This is a genomic window from Macellibacteroides fermentans, assembly GCF_013409575.1.
GTDB classification, from domain to species: domain Bacteria; phylum Bacteroidota; class Bacteroidia; order Bacteroidales; family Tannerellaceae; genus Macellibacteroides; species Macellibacteroides fermentans.
In genome coordinates this window covers 38,073-58,093 of sequence record NZ_JACCCY010000003.1, presented here as the reverse complement: position 1 = coordinate 58,093, position 20,021 = coordinate 38,073, and the positions used below count along the sequence as shown (strand labels likewise).

Here is a 20,021-nt window from a genome sequence, read left to right as displayed (position 1 = left end):
GAAAGAATATGAAAAAGATTATCTACATGTGCACGATGCTTGTTCTTTGTTCTTTTGCGGGCATGGCACAGAAGTTCGCGCTGATAGACATGGAATATATCCTGAAGAATATCCCCGCTTATGAAATGACTAACGAACAGTTGGCCCAGCTGTCTCAGAAATGGCAGGGCGAGGTGGAAGCCATTCAGCAGGAGGCTCAGAATATGTACAAAACATATCAGAGCGACCTGGTGTTTCTTTCGGCCGAAATGAAAACGAAACGTGAGGAGGCTATTGTTAAGAAAGAACAAGAGGCGCAAGAGTTGAAACGTAAGTATTTTGGAGCAGAAGGAGAGCTGTATAAAAAACGTGAGAGCCTGATGAACCCGATGCAGGATGAAATCTATAATGCTGTAAAATTAATATCGGAAGAGAAAGGGTATCAGGTAGTTGTAGACAGAGCTTCGGCTATGAGCATCATTTTTGCATCACCTAAAATTGATATCAGTAATGAAGTTTTACTAAAGTTAGGTTATTCAAAATAATTGCTTAAATTTGTGCGCTTTATAAGAATTAGTAACATGAAATATAAATTGAAAATGAAGAAACTTATTATCTTTTTAATGATGATTCTCCCTCTGGGAGCATTTGCCCAGGATGTTAAAATTGCATTTGTTAAAACACAGGAAGTGATCATGGCTATGCCTGAAGTTTCCGCGATGGAAAAGACAATGACAGAGCTTAACGAGAAATATAAAACTGAGTTGAAGCAGATGCAGGAAGAATATCAGAAGAAGTATTCTGACTTTGTTGCTCAGCAAGATTCTTTGACAGAGAACATCAAGTTAAGAAGAATGCAGGAAATTCAGGATATTCAGGAACGTATCAACAATTTCGTACAGGTAGCTGAACAGGATGTTCAGAAGAAACAACAGGAATTGTTTACTCCTATCCAGCAAAAAGTACAAGCTACAATCAAAGCTGTAGGAGACGAGAAAGGTTATATGTATATCATCGATCCTTCTGTATTACTTTACATAGGTACTTCAGGAGTTGATGCGACTCCGCTTGTAAAATCCAAGTTGGGACTGAAATAATAAAATACAATATTGTATCCTGAGGATGCCTTTCTTTGGAAGGCATCCTTTTTTATATGGGAGGAATCTATATGCTGAAAAACAATCCGGGTCCGATCGGCCTTTTTGATTCAGGTTACGGTGGTCTTACTATTTTTGAGAAGATACGTGAAGCTATGCCCGAATACGATTACTTGTATCTGGGCGATAATGCCCGTGCTCCTTATGGATCGCGCTCTTTCGAGGTGGTTTATCGCTTTACTTTACAAGCGGTAGAAAAACTATTTGAAGAGGGATGTCACCTGGTAATTCTTGCCTGTAATACGGCATCAGCCAAAGCCTTGCGTACGATTCAGCAAAATGATCTGCCCCATATAGATCCGAACCGGAGGGTGCTGGGGGTAATCAGACCTACAGTCGAGTTGGTCGATTCTATCAGTAAATCCAAACATGTTGGTGTGGTAGGCACAACCGGTACGATATCATCCCAGTCCTATTCGCTGGAGATAGGGAAGATGTTCCCTCATATCAAGGTTTCGGGTGAGGCATGCCCCATGTGGGTTCCCCTAGTTGAGAACAACGAGTTTAATGGTCCAGGTGCAGATTACTTTGTACAAAAACATTTGGATCTCCTCTTTACGAAGGATCCGCAGATTGACACCATCATATTGGGATGTACTCATTATCCCTTGTTAATGGATAAAATAAAGAAATATGTGCCTTCCGGAATTACGCTGTTAGCACAAGGTGAGTATGTGGCTGCAAGTTTGAAGGACTATCTGATGCGGCATCCCGAGATGGATCAAAAGATAACGAAGAATGGCGTAAGCCGGTTCCTAACCACCGAATCTGCCGCTAAGTTTGCCGAAGCAGCCTCAATTTTTCTGAATCAACAAATCGACGTACAGCAAGTGGCTATCGATTGAAAAATTGAAGTCTGATTTATACTAATGTATTCAATAGCCAATCGAAGGTGATTGACTAACCTTTGATTAAAGCCGATCTGCCCGGAAATAGTTTGAATTCCGTATGCTGAAGGAATAGGGGGATACAGGGTTTAGGTTACTCTGCCTTGTCAGGAAATGGATTTGCCAAAGGGTATAAGGGCTAAAGCTGCCATTTTAAAGTGCTGCATACCAAACGGTATCCCGATGATGGTAATGCAAAGCAATAATCCAAAAGCCAGGTGAGTAACGCAAATCCAGATCCCACCAAGTAAAATCCATAGCAGATTCATGATTATCGACAGGCAGCCTCCCGAGTTTCCGCTGTCGGTAACCTTACTTCCAAATGGCCATAAAGCCAACATGGCCAATTTTAAAGTCTGCAGTCCAAAAGGGATACCGATAATGGTTACCATCATAAGTAAACTCGCTACCAGATATTCGATGCTGGTAACAATGCCTCCGCAAAGAAGCCAGATAATATTACCCAGAAATTTCATTTTAGATTTGTATTAGACTGAATTAAAGCAATCGTTCGGTTGGATGAGGTTGTATGTAGCCGGTTACAACTATCTATTTCCTGTAACAAAGCATTTTTAACCAATAAGAAGCTATCCCTGAGTTCAGGTTTTACCGGTTTGGAAGGGGGAGCTTCCACATGTAGCGGATTAATTGGCTGACCGTTTTTATATACCCTGAAATCGAGATGAGGACCCGTAGATAAGCCGGTAGATCCTACATAGGCAATTACTTCGCCCTGCTGTACAGTACTGCCAATACGTATGCCACGGGCAAATTTAGACAGGTGCATATAGGTGGTACTGTAAGCCGAATTGTGACGGATTTTGATAAAGTTTCCGCCACCACCCTGAAATCCTTTGGCAATTACTACTCCGGCACCGATACTTTTTACCGGAGTACCTGTCGGTGCGGCGTAATCGATTCCATGATGAGCTCTGTAACGTTTTAAGATAGGGTGGAACCGGGCATTGGTATATTTGGATGTAATACGGAAGAAGTCCAACGGGGCTTTTAAAAATGCTTTTCGAAGGCTTTTACCCTCTTCGTCGTAGTATTCCTGAATGCTATCCTGCATGAATGGAATTGCATTGTATGTTTTGCCTTGATGTGTAAATACCGCTGCTTCGATCGACGAGATATTGAGTGCCGTGGTGTCATCAATATAGGCCTCATTGTAAATGGCCGAAAAGGAGTCGCCTTCCTTCACATCGAAAAAGTCGATTTGCCAGGCATATACGTCCGATAGCTTGATAGCCAACAGCGGATCGGAACCAACTTCCTTCATGGTATTCCACAACGACGAATTGATGGTGCCGCTAACAAACTTTCGTTTATAGGTAATTTCTTTGGTGAACGGATAGGCTGCCGGCAATTCCTCGCATAGATTAATAACAACAAAATCGGTCAGCGATTTAGGAAAGACGATATATTTGATGGTAGCCATGCTATCCGGAGTCGTAATTGTACAGAATTCCATTCCGGCTTTAAGTTTGGTAGGATCCAGTACACCTGAAGCACATTGGCTGATACTGTCGGCCTGTGCAGGAGTAAATCCTAAACGGGCAAAGATGGTTGCCGGATTATCACCCGGTTTCATAACATAATGTGTTACATCCAGCGAGTCGGTACAAATTCCATACTGGTATTCTCGTAAATCAACCACTTCTTCAACCGGTTTTTCTGGTTGTTTGCATCCAAAACCAATGGATAAAAAAGTAAAAGCTCCTACTAAAGCAAGCCAATTAGAGATGGTATTAAAATATTTGCAGGTCATTATTAATGGATATATTCAAGTCAGACTTCATTCAATGTTACAAACTTAGTGAAAAATCACCTATTTGAATCCCCAACTATTAAAAAAGAAAGTGAAAGTCCCAATTTAATAGATTAATACCCTTTTACTTGTAACTTTGTGCGCTCAAATAAAAATGAAATCCGGTACATGAATCGTATTTGGCACTTACCAAAGCCCGGTAGTTATAAAAGTAAACTATTTAAGCTTACCGGTCCCATATTTATCGAAAATCTCCTGATTATGTTGTTGGGGGTGGTCGATACGTTTATGCTCAGCAATTATGCCGATAGCTCAGTAGCTGTAGTCGGCGTAGCCAATCAGCTGCTTATGATGGTTTTTCTGTTGTTTAACGTGACCACAACCGGAACAACTGTATTGTGTTCTTTGTATTTTGGTGCAAAAGACAATAAAAGTTTTATTCAGGTGATGGGCGTATCCATCCTTTTTAATGCTTCTATCGGTTTACTAATAAGCGGATGTTTGTATTTCTGGGGAGAAAATATGCTTCAGATGATGAATATTCGTCCCGAGCTGATGCAAGATGCTACAGTTTATATGCGTACGGTAGGAGGTTTTGCATTCTTTCAGGCAATAAGTCAGACTATATCAGCCGTTTTGAGAGCCGCCAACAAGCCCAACTATGCCATGCAGGTAACGCTGATTATCAACATCCTGAATGTATTTGGAAATTACTCGCTTATCTTTGGCCATTTTGGAATGCCCTCTTTAGGAGTGCAGGGAGCGGCTTTGTCCACCACCATCTGCCGGGGTGTAGCCATGTCGTTGTTATTTGTAGTTCTATTCAGCAGGTTGGTTAAGCGTTTACCCCTCGACTATTTCAAGCCCTTTCCATTTGGCAAACTAAAGGCAGCTTTGAAAATTGGTATTCCGGCAGCTTCTGAGCAGATAAGCTACGATGCCTCACAGGTGATGATTGTCTATTTTATCAACATGCTTGGAACGGAAGCGCTGGCGGCAAGAGCTTATGTGGTAAACATTGTTATCGTAACCTATCTCTTTTCGCTCTCTTTAGCCCAGAGCTCAAGTATCTGTGCCGGCAATCTTATCGGGATGGGAAAGAAAAGGGCCACCTACCTCTTAACAATGTACGCGCTGAAGCGTTCGTTGATCGTAACAGGGTGTGCAAGTATGTTCATCCTTATCTTCAGCCGGACGATCTTGTCTCAGTTCACACAAAATGAAACCATAATTACCTTAGGCATAGGAGCCTTGATGGTCGACTTTATATTGGAACAGGGCCGGGCGGTTGTGTTGCTCTTCATACTTACATTACGTTCGGCGGGAGATGTACTTTTTCCGGTTATAATAGGTCTTTTTTCCATGTGGTTCTTTGCTGTGGGGTGTGGGTATCTGTTCGGAATTGTTTTTGGATGGGGGCTGGCCGGAATGTGGGTAGGCTTTGCTTTGGACGAATGTTCCAGAGGAACCTTGCTCTATTTCAGATGGAAATCGAAGAAATGGATGTTGCGGAATTTAATACGCCCAATTGTTAAAATAGACTAAACTCTATCTTTGCTTGGAACTTTTACCCCTGCTTCTACGTCTTACTTATGTGTGATTTAATTTTTATAGGTTTTATATGAAGAAGGGGATACTTTTAATTTTGTTTTTTCTGCCGTTTCTATTCTTCGGATGTAAGTCGGCCCAAGGGGCGAAAGCTTCTTTTACAGATTTAAATGGCGAATGGAATGTGGTTGAGATAAATAACAAAAAAGTAGTCCCCGAAGTATCAACCCAGGTTATGATATTTGATGTGTCTGCAAAGCGTATAAGCGGTCATTCGGGATGCAACCGGTTTTCCGGAGCAATTGAATACACAGACACACATAAAAATATAATTAAGTTTCTGCAAGTAGCTTCTACACGAATGGCTTGTCCGGATATGGAAGGCGAAATGGAGATGCTGGAAGCTATAAACAAAATTGTTAGATTTGAAGCCCTTGAAAAAGGCAAGCCGGTACAGTCTATTGCTCTGTATGGAACAGATGGAAGCAGACTAATGGTTATCGGCAAACGGTAAATAGTATTTAGTAGTTGTAAACAAGAAAAGGGTGCTCCCGCGATGGAAGCGCCCTTTTCATATTGTAATCAGTAGTCCAAATTTTTAATCTTTACCCTCAACTTTTGTAGGTTATCTATTTTTACGTATCAACCTGAAAAGTGAATCAGTAGCTAAAAGTATAGTTAAATCCGGCTTTAAACCATATACCCGGTTGAGGGATATTTCCCAGATCGTAATATACGGCGTCAAACAGATTGTTCACCTCGGCATAGAAGGTTGCCTTCTTAAGAGAATAGCTTATATTCAGATCTGCTACACAATAAGGAGCGTAGGCTTCCTCCCTTGCGGGCTTAAGTGCCTCGTACCGGGTAAAACTTCCGGCCCTGTCCTGCCAGCGCACATACCAGGTGGCAGAGATGTTTTTAGATAACTTGTGACTAACCTGGGCGCTGAATTTATGTTTCAGATAATCCAGTGCGTAATTGGAAATATATCCTTCGCTGGACTTGTCCTGGTCTATATAGCTATAGCCTAATGAAACCTTCTTAATAAAGAATGATTCGCCAAAGACCTCTTCGGGTAAGAAGGTGATGTTGGTCTCTATACCCAGATTATTTACTTCGGTCAGGTTTTTACTTTCCCATAAATCATCCGGATTTTGTTTTACCCAGTCAATCATGTTACTACCTTTTCTGTAGAATCCGGCAATATGTCCGTTCAGGAAGTGGGTTCCATATTTAATACCCAATTCAAAGGCCTCACTCTCTTCGGGTAAAAGATTGGGATTCCCTATGTTGGTTTTACTCTTATAATACAAATCGGTGAAGGTTGGCATACGCAACGACTTGTTCCAGCTTCCATATACCTTGGTGTTGGTGCCGATGCGGTAACTAGCATCGATGCCCGGATACAACCTTATCTTATTGTCGAGGTCGGTATGGTAATTGGCGAGCAATCCGGCCGAAAGAGTGAATCGTTTTAATAAAATATTATGTTCGAGGAAAAAACTCAGGTTACTACGGTTGGCACCTTTGGTGAAAAATATACCATCGGATGAAGGAACTTCCTGGGGTTGTTTAAGATCCGTACCCAACACGTTGCTTCGGATGCCTTCGTTGCGGAATTCCGTACCTGCAGTGGTTTGTCCCAGTGCCCACGAAGTTGAAGCATTAAGGGAAGAACCGAAAACCTGCGATTCGTGGTAATTGTGCCAGGTGTACCAGGAGGCAGGGTTATCGCGGAACAACTCGAAACGATCGGTGTGTCGTGTCCAATATAATTTGGGTGTGAAGCGAATCCGTCCTTTTGTCTCCGCACCGGCCGATAAGAAATACCGGCGTGTTTTGTCGTACTGGTTGGGATAGGCAGCCGAATAAAAACTATTGGCCCCGTAGCCTTTGTCGTTTATACCCGCCTGAAAGGATAGATCGGCCTCATCAGTCCTGGCTACACCTTGCCAGAATAGATTGAGTATCTTAAAATCGGTATTGTCTGTATAGCCACCCGAAGAATTGTATCCGGCCGAAAGACGCTGACTGAAATTACCAGACTGGTGGTTGATGCCCGCTTCCAGTTTCCACCATTCGTGCATACCTGCGGATACATCTGTAGTGATCACCTTTTCGGCTTTCGCTTTGGTAATGATGTTTATGGCTCCGGCAAAAGCGCTGGCTCCGAAAATACGGGAAGCCGGACCCGAAATAATTTCTATACGTTCAATGTCGGAAAGGTTGACAGGAATATCGAAGCTGTAATGACCTGTCTGAGGGTTGGAAAGATTCACGCCGTTAAGAAGTACGGCAATCTGATCGAAAGTTCCTCCGCGGATGGAAATATCGGCCTGGGTTCCCCCTTCGCCTCGTTGCCGCACATCCACGCCTGCGGCATACTCTAATAAATCCTGGATACTGGTGACCGGCGCCGCCGCAATCTCGCGGGCTGAAATAACCGTCACAATTCTGGCAGCCTGATTCAGCGCCATGGGTGCTCTTGAGGCGGTAACCTCCACTTCGTCCAACGAAACCGATGTTTCTTCTTCCGAAGCAGCATGCTTAATTACTTCCTGAGCCTGAGCTGTGTCTGGAAGGGCAAAGAGCAGGGTTGAGGCCGTAATAACGCCGATGTTCACCACTTTGTGCAAACTGCAGAAAACAGCAAAGTTCTTCCGTGCAAAACGACGGAAACGCAGTGCTTGTCCTGCAATCTTTTCAACTTTTTTCATTTGTAAATTAATTTGTTATTATAATGATAAAGAAAAAGGAACAGACTCTACCCGAAGGCTATGTAGCTATATCTTGAAGAGCCGATTCCATATTTATTTTTTAACAGGATAATCTTTATAAAGCAAATACTTTTTTCTCATTTTACGGTAATTGTCCAGCTCCGGCTTCCACGAATCACGAATCTCCTTTTCGCTCATTCCCCGGATAATCTGATAGCGTAGCTGTTTAGTACCGGCCAACAGATCGAACCACGAAGGTCTGGAGAAAAAGAAAGCCTGATCCTTGCCCGCCATCTTATAGAAATAGAGCAGGAAACGCAACGTTAATCCCCCTTCGAAAGGCAGTTCCCTCAGGTCGACTCCGTAGCACGTCTTCCCATTCTGAAGCGGTTTGGTATCAAAGCCCGGAAGCGGTTCGGGAGTAAAAGAAAACTCTCCGTATTTTTTGTCGGGATACCCTATCACCTGAAATGGAAAGAAGGTACCTCTTCCCACACTTATATTGGTTGCCTCGAAGAAACAAAGGGAAGGATACAGACGGATTGCCTGATCATTGGGCAGGTTGGGAGAGGGTTTTACAGGCAGCCAATAGGGATCACCGTGTTTCCAGTTCTCCATTTTCACAACCATCAGTTTACACGAATCCGGTGTACTGTCAAGCCATCCCTCTTCGTTTATCATCCAGGCAAGCTCGCCCACGGTAAGTCCGTGCAGCACCGGTATCGGATCTACCCCTACAAAAGACTCCATTCCCTTTTGTCGTACCGGTCCATCCACGTAATCGTTGGGGTTGGGGCGGTCCAGGACAATAAAATCTTTGTCGTTCTCCGCACAAGCCTCCATCACATAATGCATGGTACTGATGTAGGTGAAGAAACGTGCACCCACATCCTGTATATCAAAAACCACCACATCTATGCCTTCCAGCTGTTGGGCGGTTGGTTTCTTGTTTTTCCCGTAAATAGAAATGATCGGGGTGCTGGTTTTAATATCCCTGCTGTCGGCCACCTCTTTCCCGGCATCTTCAGTCCCCCGGAAACCATGTTCGGGGGCAAATACCTTTTTAACATCAATCCCTTTGTTAAGCAATGCATCCAGCAAGTGTACCTGCCCGTCTTCAATTACGGAAGTCTGGTTTACCACCAGGGCAACTCGCTTGTCTTTCAGCAAACGCGTAACAACCTCCATCCTTTCTGCCCCTAATTTCAAGGAAGATTTTTTTGGAGGAATACCCGGACCGGCCATTGTATACAATGGAAAGCACAGGATGAAAACAAACCAAGATATAACTTTCATTTTCTATACATCCCTTACTGGCAACAAAAGTAGCAAATGTCGCTATGATTCCCTAAATTTGCACCTATTAAATTGAACATTAACAGATGGACCCTATTGAGATAATTAACAGGTATTATTCCAATACCTCCGATGTGTATCATATACTGGTTACACACAGCCGCTCAGTGGCAGACAAGGCGCTGGCAATTGCACGGATGCATCCGGAGCTTAATCTGGATACCCGATTCGTTGAAGAGGCAGCTATGCTGCACGACATCGGCATCTATCTGTGCAATGCCCCCGAGATCGATTGCCACGGAGAGGCAGAATATATTTGTCACGGTTATCTGGGAGCCGACATCCTTCGCCGCGAAGGATTGCCAAAACATGCTTTGGTGTGCGAACGTCATACCGGAACGGGCATATCACCTCAAATGATAATCGAACGAAACCTGCCTATCCCTCACCGGGATATGCGGCCCGTAAGTATGGAAGAGCAACTTATCTGCTTTGCCGACAAGTTCTACAGCAAAACAAAACTGGAAAAGGAAAAGTCGGTCGAGAAGGTACGAAAAGGGCTTGCTCGTTTCGGAGACGAGACTCTTTTACAATTTGATACATGGTGTAAACTCTTTTTAGGGGAATAAACCAAGCATAATCGGGTTATTTATTATACATTTGCCAGCTGAAACTGCAAAGAAATACAGGATGTTTCATAAACATAAAATCCTTATCATATTATTTATCACCCTTTTGGGAGGTTTGGTGATACGCGCCCAGGAGGTTCGTGTAGCCAATGATTCTTCTGCTCCGGCCAGGCAGGATACGGTTTTTGTACCTAAAGATACCGTAAAGCTTACTCCCGATTCGCTTCAAATCAAGACAGATACCTTGATGGCTAAGGATACCGTCCGCAAAAAGAAGAATTCGCTGGATGCCGTGGTTACCTATCAGGCCAAGGATTCCATACTGATGACTGCCGGCAACTGGGCCTATCTGTTTGGGGAAGGGAATGTCAAGTACCGACAGATCGAACTTCAGTCGGAAGTGATCGAGATGAACATGGACAGTAGTCTGGTATTTGCCAAGTTCGGTCTGGACTCGATTGGCGAAGAATTTGGTTATCCGCTCTTTAAAGACGGAGAGCAGCAGTACGAAAGCAAAACCATGCGGTATAATTTCGGGACCAAGAAGGGATACATAACCGATGTAATCACTCAGCAGGGTGAAGGGTATGTTACCGCCGGACGCACCAAAAAGATGGCAAACAACGACATGTTCATGATGGGAGGGAAGTATACCACCTGCGACGACCATGACCATCCTCACTTTTATCTGCAGCTTTCCAAAGCGAAGGTACGTCCTAAAAAGAATATTGTAACCGGACCGGCCTACCTTGTGATAGAGGATGTGCCACTTCCGTTGGCTATCCCCTTTGGATTCTTCCCGTTTTCGGAAAGCTATTCGTCCGGTATCATCATGCCTACCTTTGGCGACGAGATGGACCGTGGTTTCTTTTTGAGGGACGGAGGTTACTACTTTGCCTTAAGTGATTATGTGGACCTGGCTCTTACCGGCGAAATCTATACCAAAGGATCGTGGGGATTGTCTGCCCGTTCCGCTTACCGTAAACGATACAAGTACTCCGGTAATTTCAATGCATCGCTGCTTACCACCATTCTGGGAGATAAAGTGGTGCCAAAGGAATACAGTAAATCCAAAGACTTTAAAATTACCTGGACGCATTCGCAGGATGCCAAAGCCAATCCTTACCGAAGCTTCTCGGCAAGTGTGAACTTTGCAACCAGCAGCTACGACCGCAACCAGCTTACCAATATTTACAATCAGAATTCCACCAGTAATACCAAAGGATCGAGTGTAAGTCTTTCACAACGTTTCCCCAACAGCCCCTTCAGCTTGTCGGCCACAATGAATGTGAACCAACGTTCCAGAGACGCCTCCATCTCGGTAACCCTGCCGGATGTATCGGTAACCATGAGCCGTATCTATCCGTTCAAGCGCAAACATGCCGTTGGCAGCGAAAAATGGTTTGAAAAGATATCTATGAGCTACTCCGGTTATCTGCGTAACAGCATCGATACAAAAGAGAGTAAGCTGATGAAGTCAAGCCTGGTGAAGGATTGGCGTAACGGTATGCAGCACAATATTCCTGTTTCTGCTACATTTACGTTTCTTAAATATATCAATATATCCCCATCGTTCAACTACACCGAGCGCTGGTATACCAGTAAGGTTATGCAGGCATGGAATGAAACGAGCAATCGGTTGATGCCTTCGGATACCATTTACGGGTTTAACCGGGTATATAACTACAACGCTTCATTATCTGCCTCAACTACGATGTACGGATTTTACAAGCCGCTTCCATTCCTCGGTAACAAGGTGGAGATGATCCGTCACCGTTTCGAGCCTTCGATCAGCCTTAGTGCTGCACCCGACTTTGGCGATCCGAGATACGGTTTTTATGAATCCTATACGTATATGGACGAAGACGGCGAAATGTACACCAATACCTATTCTCCTTATGCGAATCAGATATTCGGTCCGGCACCTCAGGGAAAGCAGGGATCGTTGAGCTTCTCCATCAGCAACAATGTGGAGATGAAAATCCGAAGCGACGAGGATTCTACAGGATTCAAAAAGATTAGTCTGATTGATAAGCTTTTGTTGGGAATGAGTTATAATATGGCTGCCGATTCCTTTAAGTGGAGCGATATGTCTATGAACCTCCGGTTGAAGTTCTCAAAAAGCTATACGTTGAATCTTAATGCCATGTTTGATACCTATACTTACGACGAGAGAGGACGTAAGGTGGATGTACCCCGATGGGAAGCAGGCAAAGGTTTCGGCCGGTTAAGGTCGACAAGTACCAACTTCTCGTATACATTGAATAACGAAACGTTCTCCAAATTGTTTGGCGGAGGTAAAACCGACGAGACAAAAAAGGAGGGAAGTCAGCAAGGTACAGGCGAAGAGGGTGAACTGGCAGACGGATTGAATCCCGAAACAGGCGCTCAACCAGCCGAAGGCGGCCGTTTACGCGAAAAGAAGAAAGAGGTTGGCGAGTTTGATGCCGATGGTTATCAGGCCAATAAAGTGCCATGGAGTCTTGCATTCAGTTACGGAATGGGCCTTGGGTATGGTGATTTTAATCCGAATACGCTGGAATATAAGTACAAGCTTACCCATAACCTGAGCTTCAACGGAAATATACAGCCAACCAAAAACTGGCGCTTTAACTTCAATGCAACCTACAATTTTGATAACAAAAAGATTGAATACATGAACTGCAGCGTAACGCGCGATTTGCACTGTTGGCAGATGTCGGGAAGCTTTATTCCCATCGGACCGTATAAATCGTATACCTTTACCATCGCCGTTAGCTCGTCGTTGCTTAAAGACCTTAAGTACAACCAGAGCAGCAGTTACCGCGAAGGACAGCAGTGGTATTAAGTATATTATAGATAAAACAAGAAGGGGTGCCAATAACGGCACCCCTTCTTGTTTTATCTATAATACGCTTACCAGGAAATGGGCTGCTGCCCGTTAGCTTGCAGGTATTCGTTTGTTTTGCTGAAATGTTTGTTCCCGAAAAATCCCCTGTAGGCAGAAAGGGGGGAGGGGTGGGCCGACTTTAACACCAGATTCTGCTTCGTGTCTATAAAGGCTCCTTTCTTCTGAGCATACGATCCCCAAAGAATATATACAATATGCCTGCGTTCTTCTGCCAGACGGTGTATAACGGCATCCGTAAACGTTTCCCATCCCTTGTTTTGATGCGAACCGGCCTGATGAGCTCTAACCGTAAGCGTGGCGTTGAGCAGCAGAACACCCTGGGATGCCCACCTCAGCAAATTACCGCTGGCAGGTCTTTGAATACCCAGGTCCGTTTCAAGTTCCTTGAAGATATTGACCAGAGACGGAGGGTAAGGGGTGCCATCCTGAACCGAAAAACACAAACCGTGTGCCTGTCCGGGTTCGTGATAGGGATCCTGCCCCAGAATCACCACTTTAACCTGGTTGAACGGGCAAGCATTAAAAGCCTCGAAAATATGTGGACCGGGAGGATATACGGTTGTACGCTTATATTCCTCCTTCACAAATCCGATAAGCTGACGGAAGTAATCCTTTTCAAACTCTCCGGACAATCGCTCTTTCCAGCTTTCTTCTATTTTGACATCCATGTAAATCAATATTAAATGAGAGGCATGCCTGCTTCCAGAGCCTCCTTGCGCATCGCTTCTGGCCAAATACTTGCCTGAATCTCGCCGATGTGACCCTTACGAAGGTAAAACATACACAAACGGGACTGACCAATTCCGCCGCCAATGCTTAAAGGAAGTTCGTCGTTAAGCAGTCGCTGGTGGAAGTAAAGCTCTTTCTTCTCCTCGGCATTACACAAGGTAAGCTGACGGAGCAAGGCCTCTTTGTTCACCCGGATACCCATGGAAGATAGTTCCATGGCACGATCCAGGATATCATCCCAAACCAGCAAATCGCCGTTAAGCCCCTTCAGTCCGTTTTCGGCAACGGTAGACCAGTCGTCGTAATCAGGAGCTCGTCCGTCGTGCTTCTGTCCGTCGCTCAACTGTGCACCGATACCCATGATAAATACGGCGCCGTGTTCCTTCGTTATCTTATCTTCACGCTCTTTGGGCGTAAGATCCGGATACATCTGGAGCAGCTCTTCAGAGTGAATAAAGAATATCGTGCTTGGCAAGGTAGGCTTTATCTCGGGAAACATCTCGTATACAAGATACTCCGTTCTAACCAGGGCAGCATAGATGCGGCAAACGATCTCTTTAAGAAACCCGATGCTGCGGTCTTCTTTGCGGATGGTCCGCTCCCAGTCCCACTGATCAACATAAAGAGAGTGAAGGTTGCCCAGCTCTTCGTCCGAACGGATGGCGTTCATATCCGTGTAGATTCCGTAGCCCTCTTCAATATTATAATCGGCCAAGGTCAGCCTTTTCCATTTAGCAAGCGAGTGTACAATTTCGGCTTTTGCATCGTCGAGATCCTTCACCGGAAAAGAAACTGCACGTTCCACACCGTTCAGATCATCGTTGATACCCATCCCTTTCAGTACAAACAGGGGCGCTGTAACACGTCGCAAACGTAATTCGGACGAAAGATTCTGCTGAAAGAAATCTTTAATCTGTTTTATCCCCATTTCTGTTTGCGCAAGGTTAAGCAAAGCCTTGTAACCCTTAGGTTTAATTAGGTAACTCATAGATTGTTATGTGTTTTTTGAAAAATCAAATTATGAGAGGCAAAGATACGGATTAATAGTAAATTAGCAATTTTATTTCTTAATTTATTGCATTTTGACATACTTTAAGCAAATATATAAAACAAAATAACAGATGATGCGAAGGTTCGGAAAATAATGTTTCGTCTGAACTCTTTGGTCGTAAGATTTGGTTTGCGTCAGAATTATATATACTTTTGCGCTGTAATTGGCTGGGTAGCTTAGTGAATAGAGCGTCAGATTCCGGTTCTGAAGGTCGAGGGTTTGAATCCCTCCCTGGTCACAGTTTAAAGCAGCAGGCGACATATCATACGATGTGTCGCCTCTGTTGTTTTTTAACCTATCGTTTCAAGAAAAACAAAAAAAGCAAATTCGATCTGTCATCTGTCATAAAACCATCCGGAATCCTTTGTGGATAAGGGATGCCTACAATGACAGATGCAAAAATCAATCCATCATCATCTGTCATCTGTCATCGACCCAACAGGAAAAGTTGAGGGAAAAACTACTTGTAGAAACTGTTTAGTGGATGAAATCGCTATTTTGAATCAAGTGTAGATTAGTTGAGGTTTTTTGAAAGATCTCCATTCTCTAATATTAGAACATATGCTTCAAAGTGAGTATATCATCTCTATCCATTGCCTCTTTTACAACTACTAACTATCCCCTAAGTAGTATATAATTAATCCGTTTAATGCAATGTTTGCATAATTCTGCAGCTGAGGTATTATCGTACTTCAGATATAAAATGATAATTCCACATCTGGGGAATTATGGTATTCCATCTGGAGTATTATAAGAGAATTACTTATCCGGACTCACCGCCCCGTATAGTGTGCCCTAAAAGCTGTCCTATTTCACTTTATTTCCTCTATTTACGAACAACTTAAATAAGCAGCCTGTTATACAAAATAAAGTTGAAACATTAATAAATTGAAATATGATACAAAAATTTCTTTTTCCTTCTAAACCAGATGCCACAGGCTTCTCCCTTTTTATTCTTGGATTCCGTATTCTTTTTGGCGTATTGATGATCACCCACGGGATGCAGAAGTGGGATAATTTTGATGCAATGTCGTCCGCTTTCCCCGATCCGCTGGGTGTGGGAAGTACCGTTTCATTGAGTCTGGCCATCTTTGCGGAAGTAATCTGTTCGGTAGCCTTTATTCTGGGGGCGCTGTACCGTCTGGCATTAATTCCGTTGATATTCACCATGGTAATCGCATTCTTTGTAATACATGCGGCAGATCCATTCAGCGCAAAAGAGCCTGCGTTTATCTATCTGATGGTTTATCTGATGACCTACATCACCGGACCGGGTAAATTTGCCGTAGACCGCCTGCTGGTTACAAAGAAACGCTCAAGATAATAACAGCCCCTTGCTGTAAACTATCATTTGCCGGAATCCAGGATGGGAAAGTGTAGCTTGAAACAGGTTATTTTCCCATCCGATTCAACTCCTATCTTTCCTTCGTGGCGAACCATAATCTGCCGGCAGAGACTTAACCCTATGCCGGATCCGTTGGGTTTGGTCGAATAAAAGGGAATAAATATCTTATCCATTGCCTCAGACGAAATTCCGGGACCGTTGTCTGATACGGTAATCAATACCTCGTTACCAACTTTAGCAGCCTTAAGCTCTATTTGTGGTTTTACCTGGTTAAGGCATGCTTCATGGGCATTCTTTAACAAGTTTATAATCACTTGTTCGACCAGACTGCGGTCGGCATTAAACATTAAATGTACGGGGTATACACTATATGTAAAATGGATACGATCTGATTCCACCAGTTGATGCAGCGATTTGAATAATAGGGCTACATCCATAGCTTGCCTCGTTGGCTGCGGTACACGGGTGAGTTTGCGGTAATTTTCAACAAAAGAAAGCAAGCCCTTGCTCCTGCGGTGGATAGTCTCCATCGCCTGTTTCATAATCCGGTATTCTTCCGTATCGGCATCGGCTGCAACATCCCGTTCGCTTAATGTTTCCGATAATGATAATATGGGAGCGATGCTGTTCATTATCTCATGGGTAAGCACACTGATCAGCTTCTGCCAGGCAATGGTTTCGGTTTCATCCATCATCGAATCGTGCATCCGGTTACGAAATACCTCCAGTGCCTCGTCCATCTTTGTGGATAAACTATCAATCTCCTTATCCGAATGCGGATTAGAAAAGTGAGAAGAAAAATCGGCATGATGAATTTCGGAGATCATTCGTTCCATTCGTTCCACCAATTTTCTGCGATCGGCATACAGCGAACAGGCCAGACCCACAATTCCGGCCAACACGAAAACTGCGCAAAAATAAAGCGTTTTCGTATAAAGCCATGCACCTGTCAGAGACAGCACAACGATACAGAGTATCTTGAGTATAAATAGCTGTTTGCTTGTAAGCTTCATGTTACTTTTCGTATTTACTTATTTTGCGATACAAAGCAAAACGGGAGATTCCCAGTAAGTCGGCCGCCTGATTCATATTCCCGTTGCTCAGTCCTAAAGCCCTCTCGATCGTATTTTTTTCCACCTCTTCCAGATTTAGACATTCATCGGCCAGTCTGCCAACGGATGTTTGCTTAAGCATGAAATCGTCTGCGTTTAGCATGTAACCCTGACAAAGAATTACAGCACGCTCCATGGCATGCTGCAACTCACGCACATTGCCGGGCCAACTGTACTCCTTAAGCTTACGGCAAGCCGATGCCGAAAGATTCCGGATATCCTTTTTGTATTTTCTAGCGTAATGTTGCATAAAATGATTGGCAAGGAGTACGATGTCATTTCCCCGCTCGCGGAGCGGCGGAATATGTAATTCGATGGTATTGATGCGATACAAAAGGTCTTGTCTGAACTCACCCTTCGCAACCATATCGTGAATATTGGCATTCGTTGCACAGATAAGCCGTACATTAATGGGGATAGGCGTTGTGGCCCCAAGGCGGATAATCTGCTTCTTCTCTATAACTGTAAGCAGTTTCGATTGCATTGCCGGCAACAGATTCCCTATTTCATCCAGAAATAGCGTTCCACCCGATGCCATTTCAATACGTCCCTGTTTCTCCTTTTTTGCATCGGTAAAGGCCCCTTTCGTATACCCGAACAGCTCGCTTTCAAACAGTTGTTCCGGTATACTACCCAAATCGATATGAACGAAGGATTTACCGGCACGAGGAGAGTTGGCATACAGCAAATGGGCTATTAAGTCCTTTCCGGTACCGTTCTCTCCCAAAATAAAGATATTGGCATCCGTATCTTTTAATTTTTCGATGGTGCCGAATAACTCCTGCATCGCCGTACTTTCCCCTATAATTTCGGGTAAGATATGGTTGCTTTCCAATGCCGCTACCTGTTGCTTAAGACTGGATATCTCGTTCTTGCTTTTCCGAAGCTCCAGGGCCGCTGAAACCGTTGCAAGCAACTTCTCCTTTTCCCAGGGTTTGGATATAAAATCGGTGGCACCCGCTTTGATTGCCCTCACCGCTTTATCGGTATCTGAATAAGCGGTAATAAATATAACCACCGTATCCGGATCCGCCTTTTTAATCTTTTCGAGCCAAAAGAAACCCTCTTGTCCGCTGCTTGCATCCCGGTTGAAATTCATATCCAGCAGAATAACGTCCGGGTGGAACGTGGAAATGAAATGTTCGATACGTTCGGGCTGTGTCGTAACTTTCACCTTTTCTACATGGGGTTGTAAAAGCAGGTTAAGCGCAAACAGAATATCTTCGTTGTCGTCTACAATTAGTATGTTACCTTGTTTTTGCATAGTATGGCAAATATAGGTATAATATCCGTATACAACAGGTGCGATAACGCATCATGTTTGTGCGAAAATGCACATAAATAAAAAGTGCTCAAATTGATATCTCTTTGTAAACTAGTCGGATATATTCTTGGCATCCCTTTTGTATTCTGTATTGCATGAAAAGAGCAATCTGCATACTATTTATTCTGCTTTCCTTTGATAAGGCATATGCCGGTGATACGCTTCGTATCACACTGGAGGAGGCTGTGCTGCTGGCGCAAAAGCAATCTCCGCAAGCGATTGCTGCACGTCATCAGTACAGGGCAGCCTATTGGGCATGGCGATCACACAAGGCCGATTACTTGCCGGGTATCTCTTTTAGTTCCAATACAACACTAAACCGCTCTATAAGTTCCATTACGTTTTCCGACGGAAAGGATGGGTTTGTGCACCGTAACCAGCTGCTGAATGATGGAGCTGTTACGATTAGTCAGAATCTCTCTTTTCTGGGAGGAAACGTATATTTTCAAACGGGGTTGCAGCGACTGGATATTTTTTCAGATAAACAGGTATCCTACAGGTCTACCCCTTTGGTAATAGGATACTCTCAAAACCTGTTTGGGTATAACCACCTGAAGTGGAACCGGAAGATCGAGCCGGTACGGTATCAGCAGGCAAAGAAAATGTATATAGAGACCCTCGAGCTGGTTGCTGCCACAGCTGTTGGTAAATTCTTTCAACTGGCTACGGCACAAAGTAACTGGAGGTCGGCCTCCTATAACTATGCTGCGGCGGATACCTTGTTCCAATATGCCCGGGGAAGATATAAAATAGGAACCATTACCGAAAACGAGATGCTTCAGCTGGAGATCAATTTCCTGTCGGAGCAGACCAGCAAACTAAACGCAGCCATCGAGGTAAGCGACAATGTGCAGGATTTGCGAAGTTTTCTGGGCATAAACAACACTGTAGAGATCGAAACGATTGTAAGTGACTCGGTACCGGTATTTATCGTTCTGGAAAAGGATGCCCTGAAGTATGCCCACCGGAATAGTCCGGATCTGGAATCGTTCGCCTTACAGGAACTTGAGGCCGAAAGTATGGTGGCAAACACCAAAGCTGCCAACCGACTGAAAGCGGATCTGTATGTTGAGTTCGGATTAACGCAGGCAGACCAAACCCTGCGTTCCGCCTACCGAAGTCCCCTCGACCAGCAGCTTGTAAGTCTGGGTATCCGTATTCCTATCCTGGATTGGGGCGTTGGCAGAGGCAGGGTTGAGGTTGCCAAAAGTAACTTGTCTAAAATAAAAACCAATCTGGCGCAGGCACGTACGGACTTTGATGCCAATGTTTTCAAGATTGTGAAGCAGTTTAATCTGCAGTCGGATAAAATCCGTATTGCCCGGATGACTGCCGATCGTGCCGTTCGCCGGAATGAAGTTGCCTACAGACTGTATTTGCTGGGGAAGTCCACTGTGCTCGATCTGAATGCCTCAATCTCCGAAAAAGATAGTTCGCAACGTGCCTATATCAACGAACTTAAAATTTATTGGAGTCTTTATTATGGGCTACGCAGTATTACCGGGTACGATTTTGCCTCAAACGTTCCCATTTATCTGCCCGAAGTGCAATTCAATAACTAAGAAAACCAACTAAAAGCAAAATGG

At 44.1% G+C, this 20,021-nt stretch carries 17 protein-coding genes and 1 tRNA gene; 10 read left to right on the top strand and 8 right to left on the bottom strand.

Features of this window, described 5'->3' with window-relative positions:
* Nucleotides 1-8: 8 nt before the first annotated feature.
* From F5613_RS09615 to murI, 3 genes are all read left to right on the top strand, one after another.
* Nucleotides 9-524: an OmpH family outer membrane protein gene (locus tag F5613_RS09615; protein WP_179399609.1), complete on the top strand. Its 516-nt coding sequence runs from the start codon at nt 9-11 to the stop codon at nt 522-524.
* A gap of 54 nt (nt 525-578) precedes the next feature.
* Nucleotides 579-1,076 (top strand): OmpH family outer membrane protein, encoded by a 498-nt coding sequence (locus F5613_RS09610; RefSeq protein ID WP_079684482.1) that lies wholly within the window; start codon nt 579-581, stop codon nt 1,074-1,076.
* Between the two features lie 71 nt (nt 1,077-1,147).
* Nucleotides 1,148-1,981, top strand: coding sequence for a glutamate racemase (gene murI, locus F5613_RS09605; RefSeq protein ID WP_179399608.1), 834 nt, complete (start codon nt 1,148-1,150; stop codon nt 1,979-1,981).
* A 149-nt stretch (nt 1,982-2,130) separates the two neighbouring features.
* On the opposite strand, the gene F5613_RS09600 is transcribed toward murI, so the two are convergent.
* Nucleotides 2,131-2,499: a YccF domain-containing protein gene (locus F5613_RS09600; RefSeq protein ID WP_179399607.1), complete on the bottom strand. Its 369-nt coding sequence runs from the start codon at nt 2,497-2,499 to the stop codon at nt 2,131-2,133.
* Entirely contained in the window at nt 2,496-3,794 is a 1,299-nt protein-coding gene (locus F5613_RS09595; protein WP_179399606.1) for a M23 family metallopeptidase, read from the bottom strand. Before F5613_RS09595 ends, F5613_RS09600 begins: the two co-directional genes overlap by 4 nt.
* A gap of 168 nt (nt 3,795-3,962) precedes the next feature.
* Here F5613_RS09595 and F5613_RS09590 point away from each other — a divergent pair, with 168 nt between their 5' ends.
* Together F5613_RS09590 and F5613_RS09585 are read left to right on the top strand one after the other, a co-directional pair.
* On the top strand, nt 3,963-5,339 hold the full coding sequence (locus F5613_RS09590; protein ID WP_179399605.1) for an MATE family efflux transporter: 1,377 nt from the start codon (nt 3,963-3,965) through the stop codon (nt 5,337-5,339).
* A 76-nt stretch (nt 5,340-5,415) separates the two neighbouring features.
* Nucleotides 5,416-5,856 carry an META domain-containing protein gene (locus tag F5613_RS09585; protein ID WP_179399604.1) on the top strand — a complete coding sequence of 147 codons (441 nt, stop codon included), beginning with the start codon at nt 5,416-5,418 and terminating at the stop codon, nt 5,854-5,856.
* Between the two features lie 145 nt (nt 5,857-6,001).
* On the opposite strand, the gene F5613_RS09580 is transcribed toward F5613_RS09585, so the two are convergent.
* Nucleotides 6,002-8,059 (bottom strand): TonB-dependent receptor plug domain-containing protein, encoded by a 2,058-nt coding sequence (locus F5613_RS09580; protein WP_179399603.1) that lies wholly within the window; start codon nt 8,057-8,059, stop codon nt 6,002-6,004.
* 93 nt (nt 8,060-8,152) lie between these two features.
* Nucleotides 8,153-9,304: an exo-beta-N-acetylmuramidase NamZ family protein gene (locus tag F5613_RS09575; RefSeq protein WP_394353471.1), complete on the bottom strand. Its 1,152-nt coding sequence runs from the start codon at nt 9,302-9,304 to the stop codon at nt 8,153-8,155.
* 137 nt (nt 9,305-9,441) lie between these two features.
* Between F5613_RS09575 and F5613_RS09570 the strand changes: the two genes are divergently transcribed.
* Together F5613_RS09570 and F5613_RS09565 are read left to right on the top strand one after the other, a co-directional pair.
* Nucleotides 9,442-9,984, top strand: a complete 543-nt coding sequence (locus F5613_RS09570; RefSeq protein WP_079684471.1) for an HDIG domain-containing metalloprotein — start codon at nt 9,442-9,444, stop codon at nt 9,982-9,984.
* Between the two features lie 61 nt (nt 9,985-10,045).
* Nucleotides 10,046-12,811: a putative LPS assembly protein LptD gene (locus F5613_RS09565; RefSeq protein WP_179399601.1), complete on the top strand. Its 2,766-nt coding sequence runs from the start codon at nt 10,046-10,048 to the stop codon at nt 12,809-12,811.
* 68 nt (nt 12,812-12,879) lie between these two features.
* Here F5613_RS09565 and F5613_RS09560 read toward each other — a convergent pair whose 3' ends face one another.
* Nucleotides 12,880-13,542, bottom strand: coding sequence for a uracil-DNA glycosylase (locus F5613_RS09560; RefSeq protein ID WP_179399600.1), 663 nt, complete (start codon nt 13,540-13,542; stop codon nt 12,880-12,882).
* Between the two features lie 11 nt (nt 13,543-13,553).
* A complete protein-coding gene (gene asnA, locus F5613_RS09555; RefSeq protein ID WP_079684474.1) occupies nt 13,554-14,591 on the bottom strand; it encodes an aspartate--ammonia ligase in 1,038 nt (345 codons plus the stop codon).
* A gap of 228 nt (nt 14,592-14,819) precedes the next feature.
* On the opposite strand from asnA, the gene F5613_RS09550 reads away from it, so the two are divergent.
* Together F5613_RS09550 and F5613_RS09545 are read left to right on the top strand one after the other, a co-directional pair.
* A tRNA-Arg gene (locus F5613_RS09550) sits at nt 14,820-14,892 on the top strand.
* A gap of 657 nt (nt 14,893-15,549) precedes the next feature.
* Nucleotides 15,550-15,978 carry a DoxX family protein gene (locus F5613_RS09545; protein WP_179399599.1) on the top strand — a complete coding sequence of 143 codons (429 nt, stop codon included), beginning with the start codon at nt 15,550-15,552 and terminating at the stop codon, nt 15,976-15,978.
* A 23-nt stretch (nt 15,979-16,001) separates the two neighbouring features.
* Here F5613_RS09545 and F5613_RS09540 read toward each other — a convergent pair whose 3' ends face one another.
* On the bottom strand, nt 16,002-17,012 hold the full coding sequence (locus F5613_RS09540; RefSeq protein WP_179399598.1) for a sensor histidine kinase: 1,011 nt from the start codon (nt 17,010-17,012) through the stop codon (nt 16,002-16,004).
* A gap of 1 nt (nt 17,013) precedes the next feature.
* Complete coding sequence (locus F5613_RS09535; RefSeq protein WP_179399597.1) at nt 17,014-18,375, bottom strand: sigma-54-dependent transcriptional regulator; 1,362 nt, start codon at nt 18,373-18,375, stop codon at nt 17,014-17,016.
* A 155-nt stretch (nt 18,376-18,530) separates the two neighbouring features.
* Here F5613_RS09535 and F5613_RS09530 point away from each other — a divergent pair, with 155 nt between their 5' ends.
* Nucleotides 18,531-19,997, top strand: coding sequence for a TolC family protein (locus F5613_RS09530; RefSeq protein WP_179399596.1), 1,467 nt, complete (start codon nt 18,531-18,533; stop codon nt 19,995-19,997).
* Nucleotides 19,998-20,021: the final 24 nt, after the last annotated feature.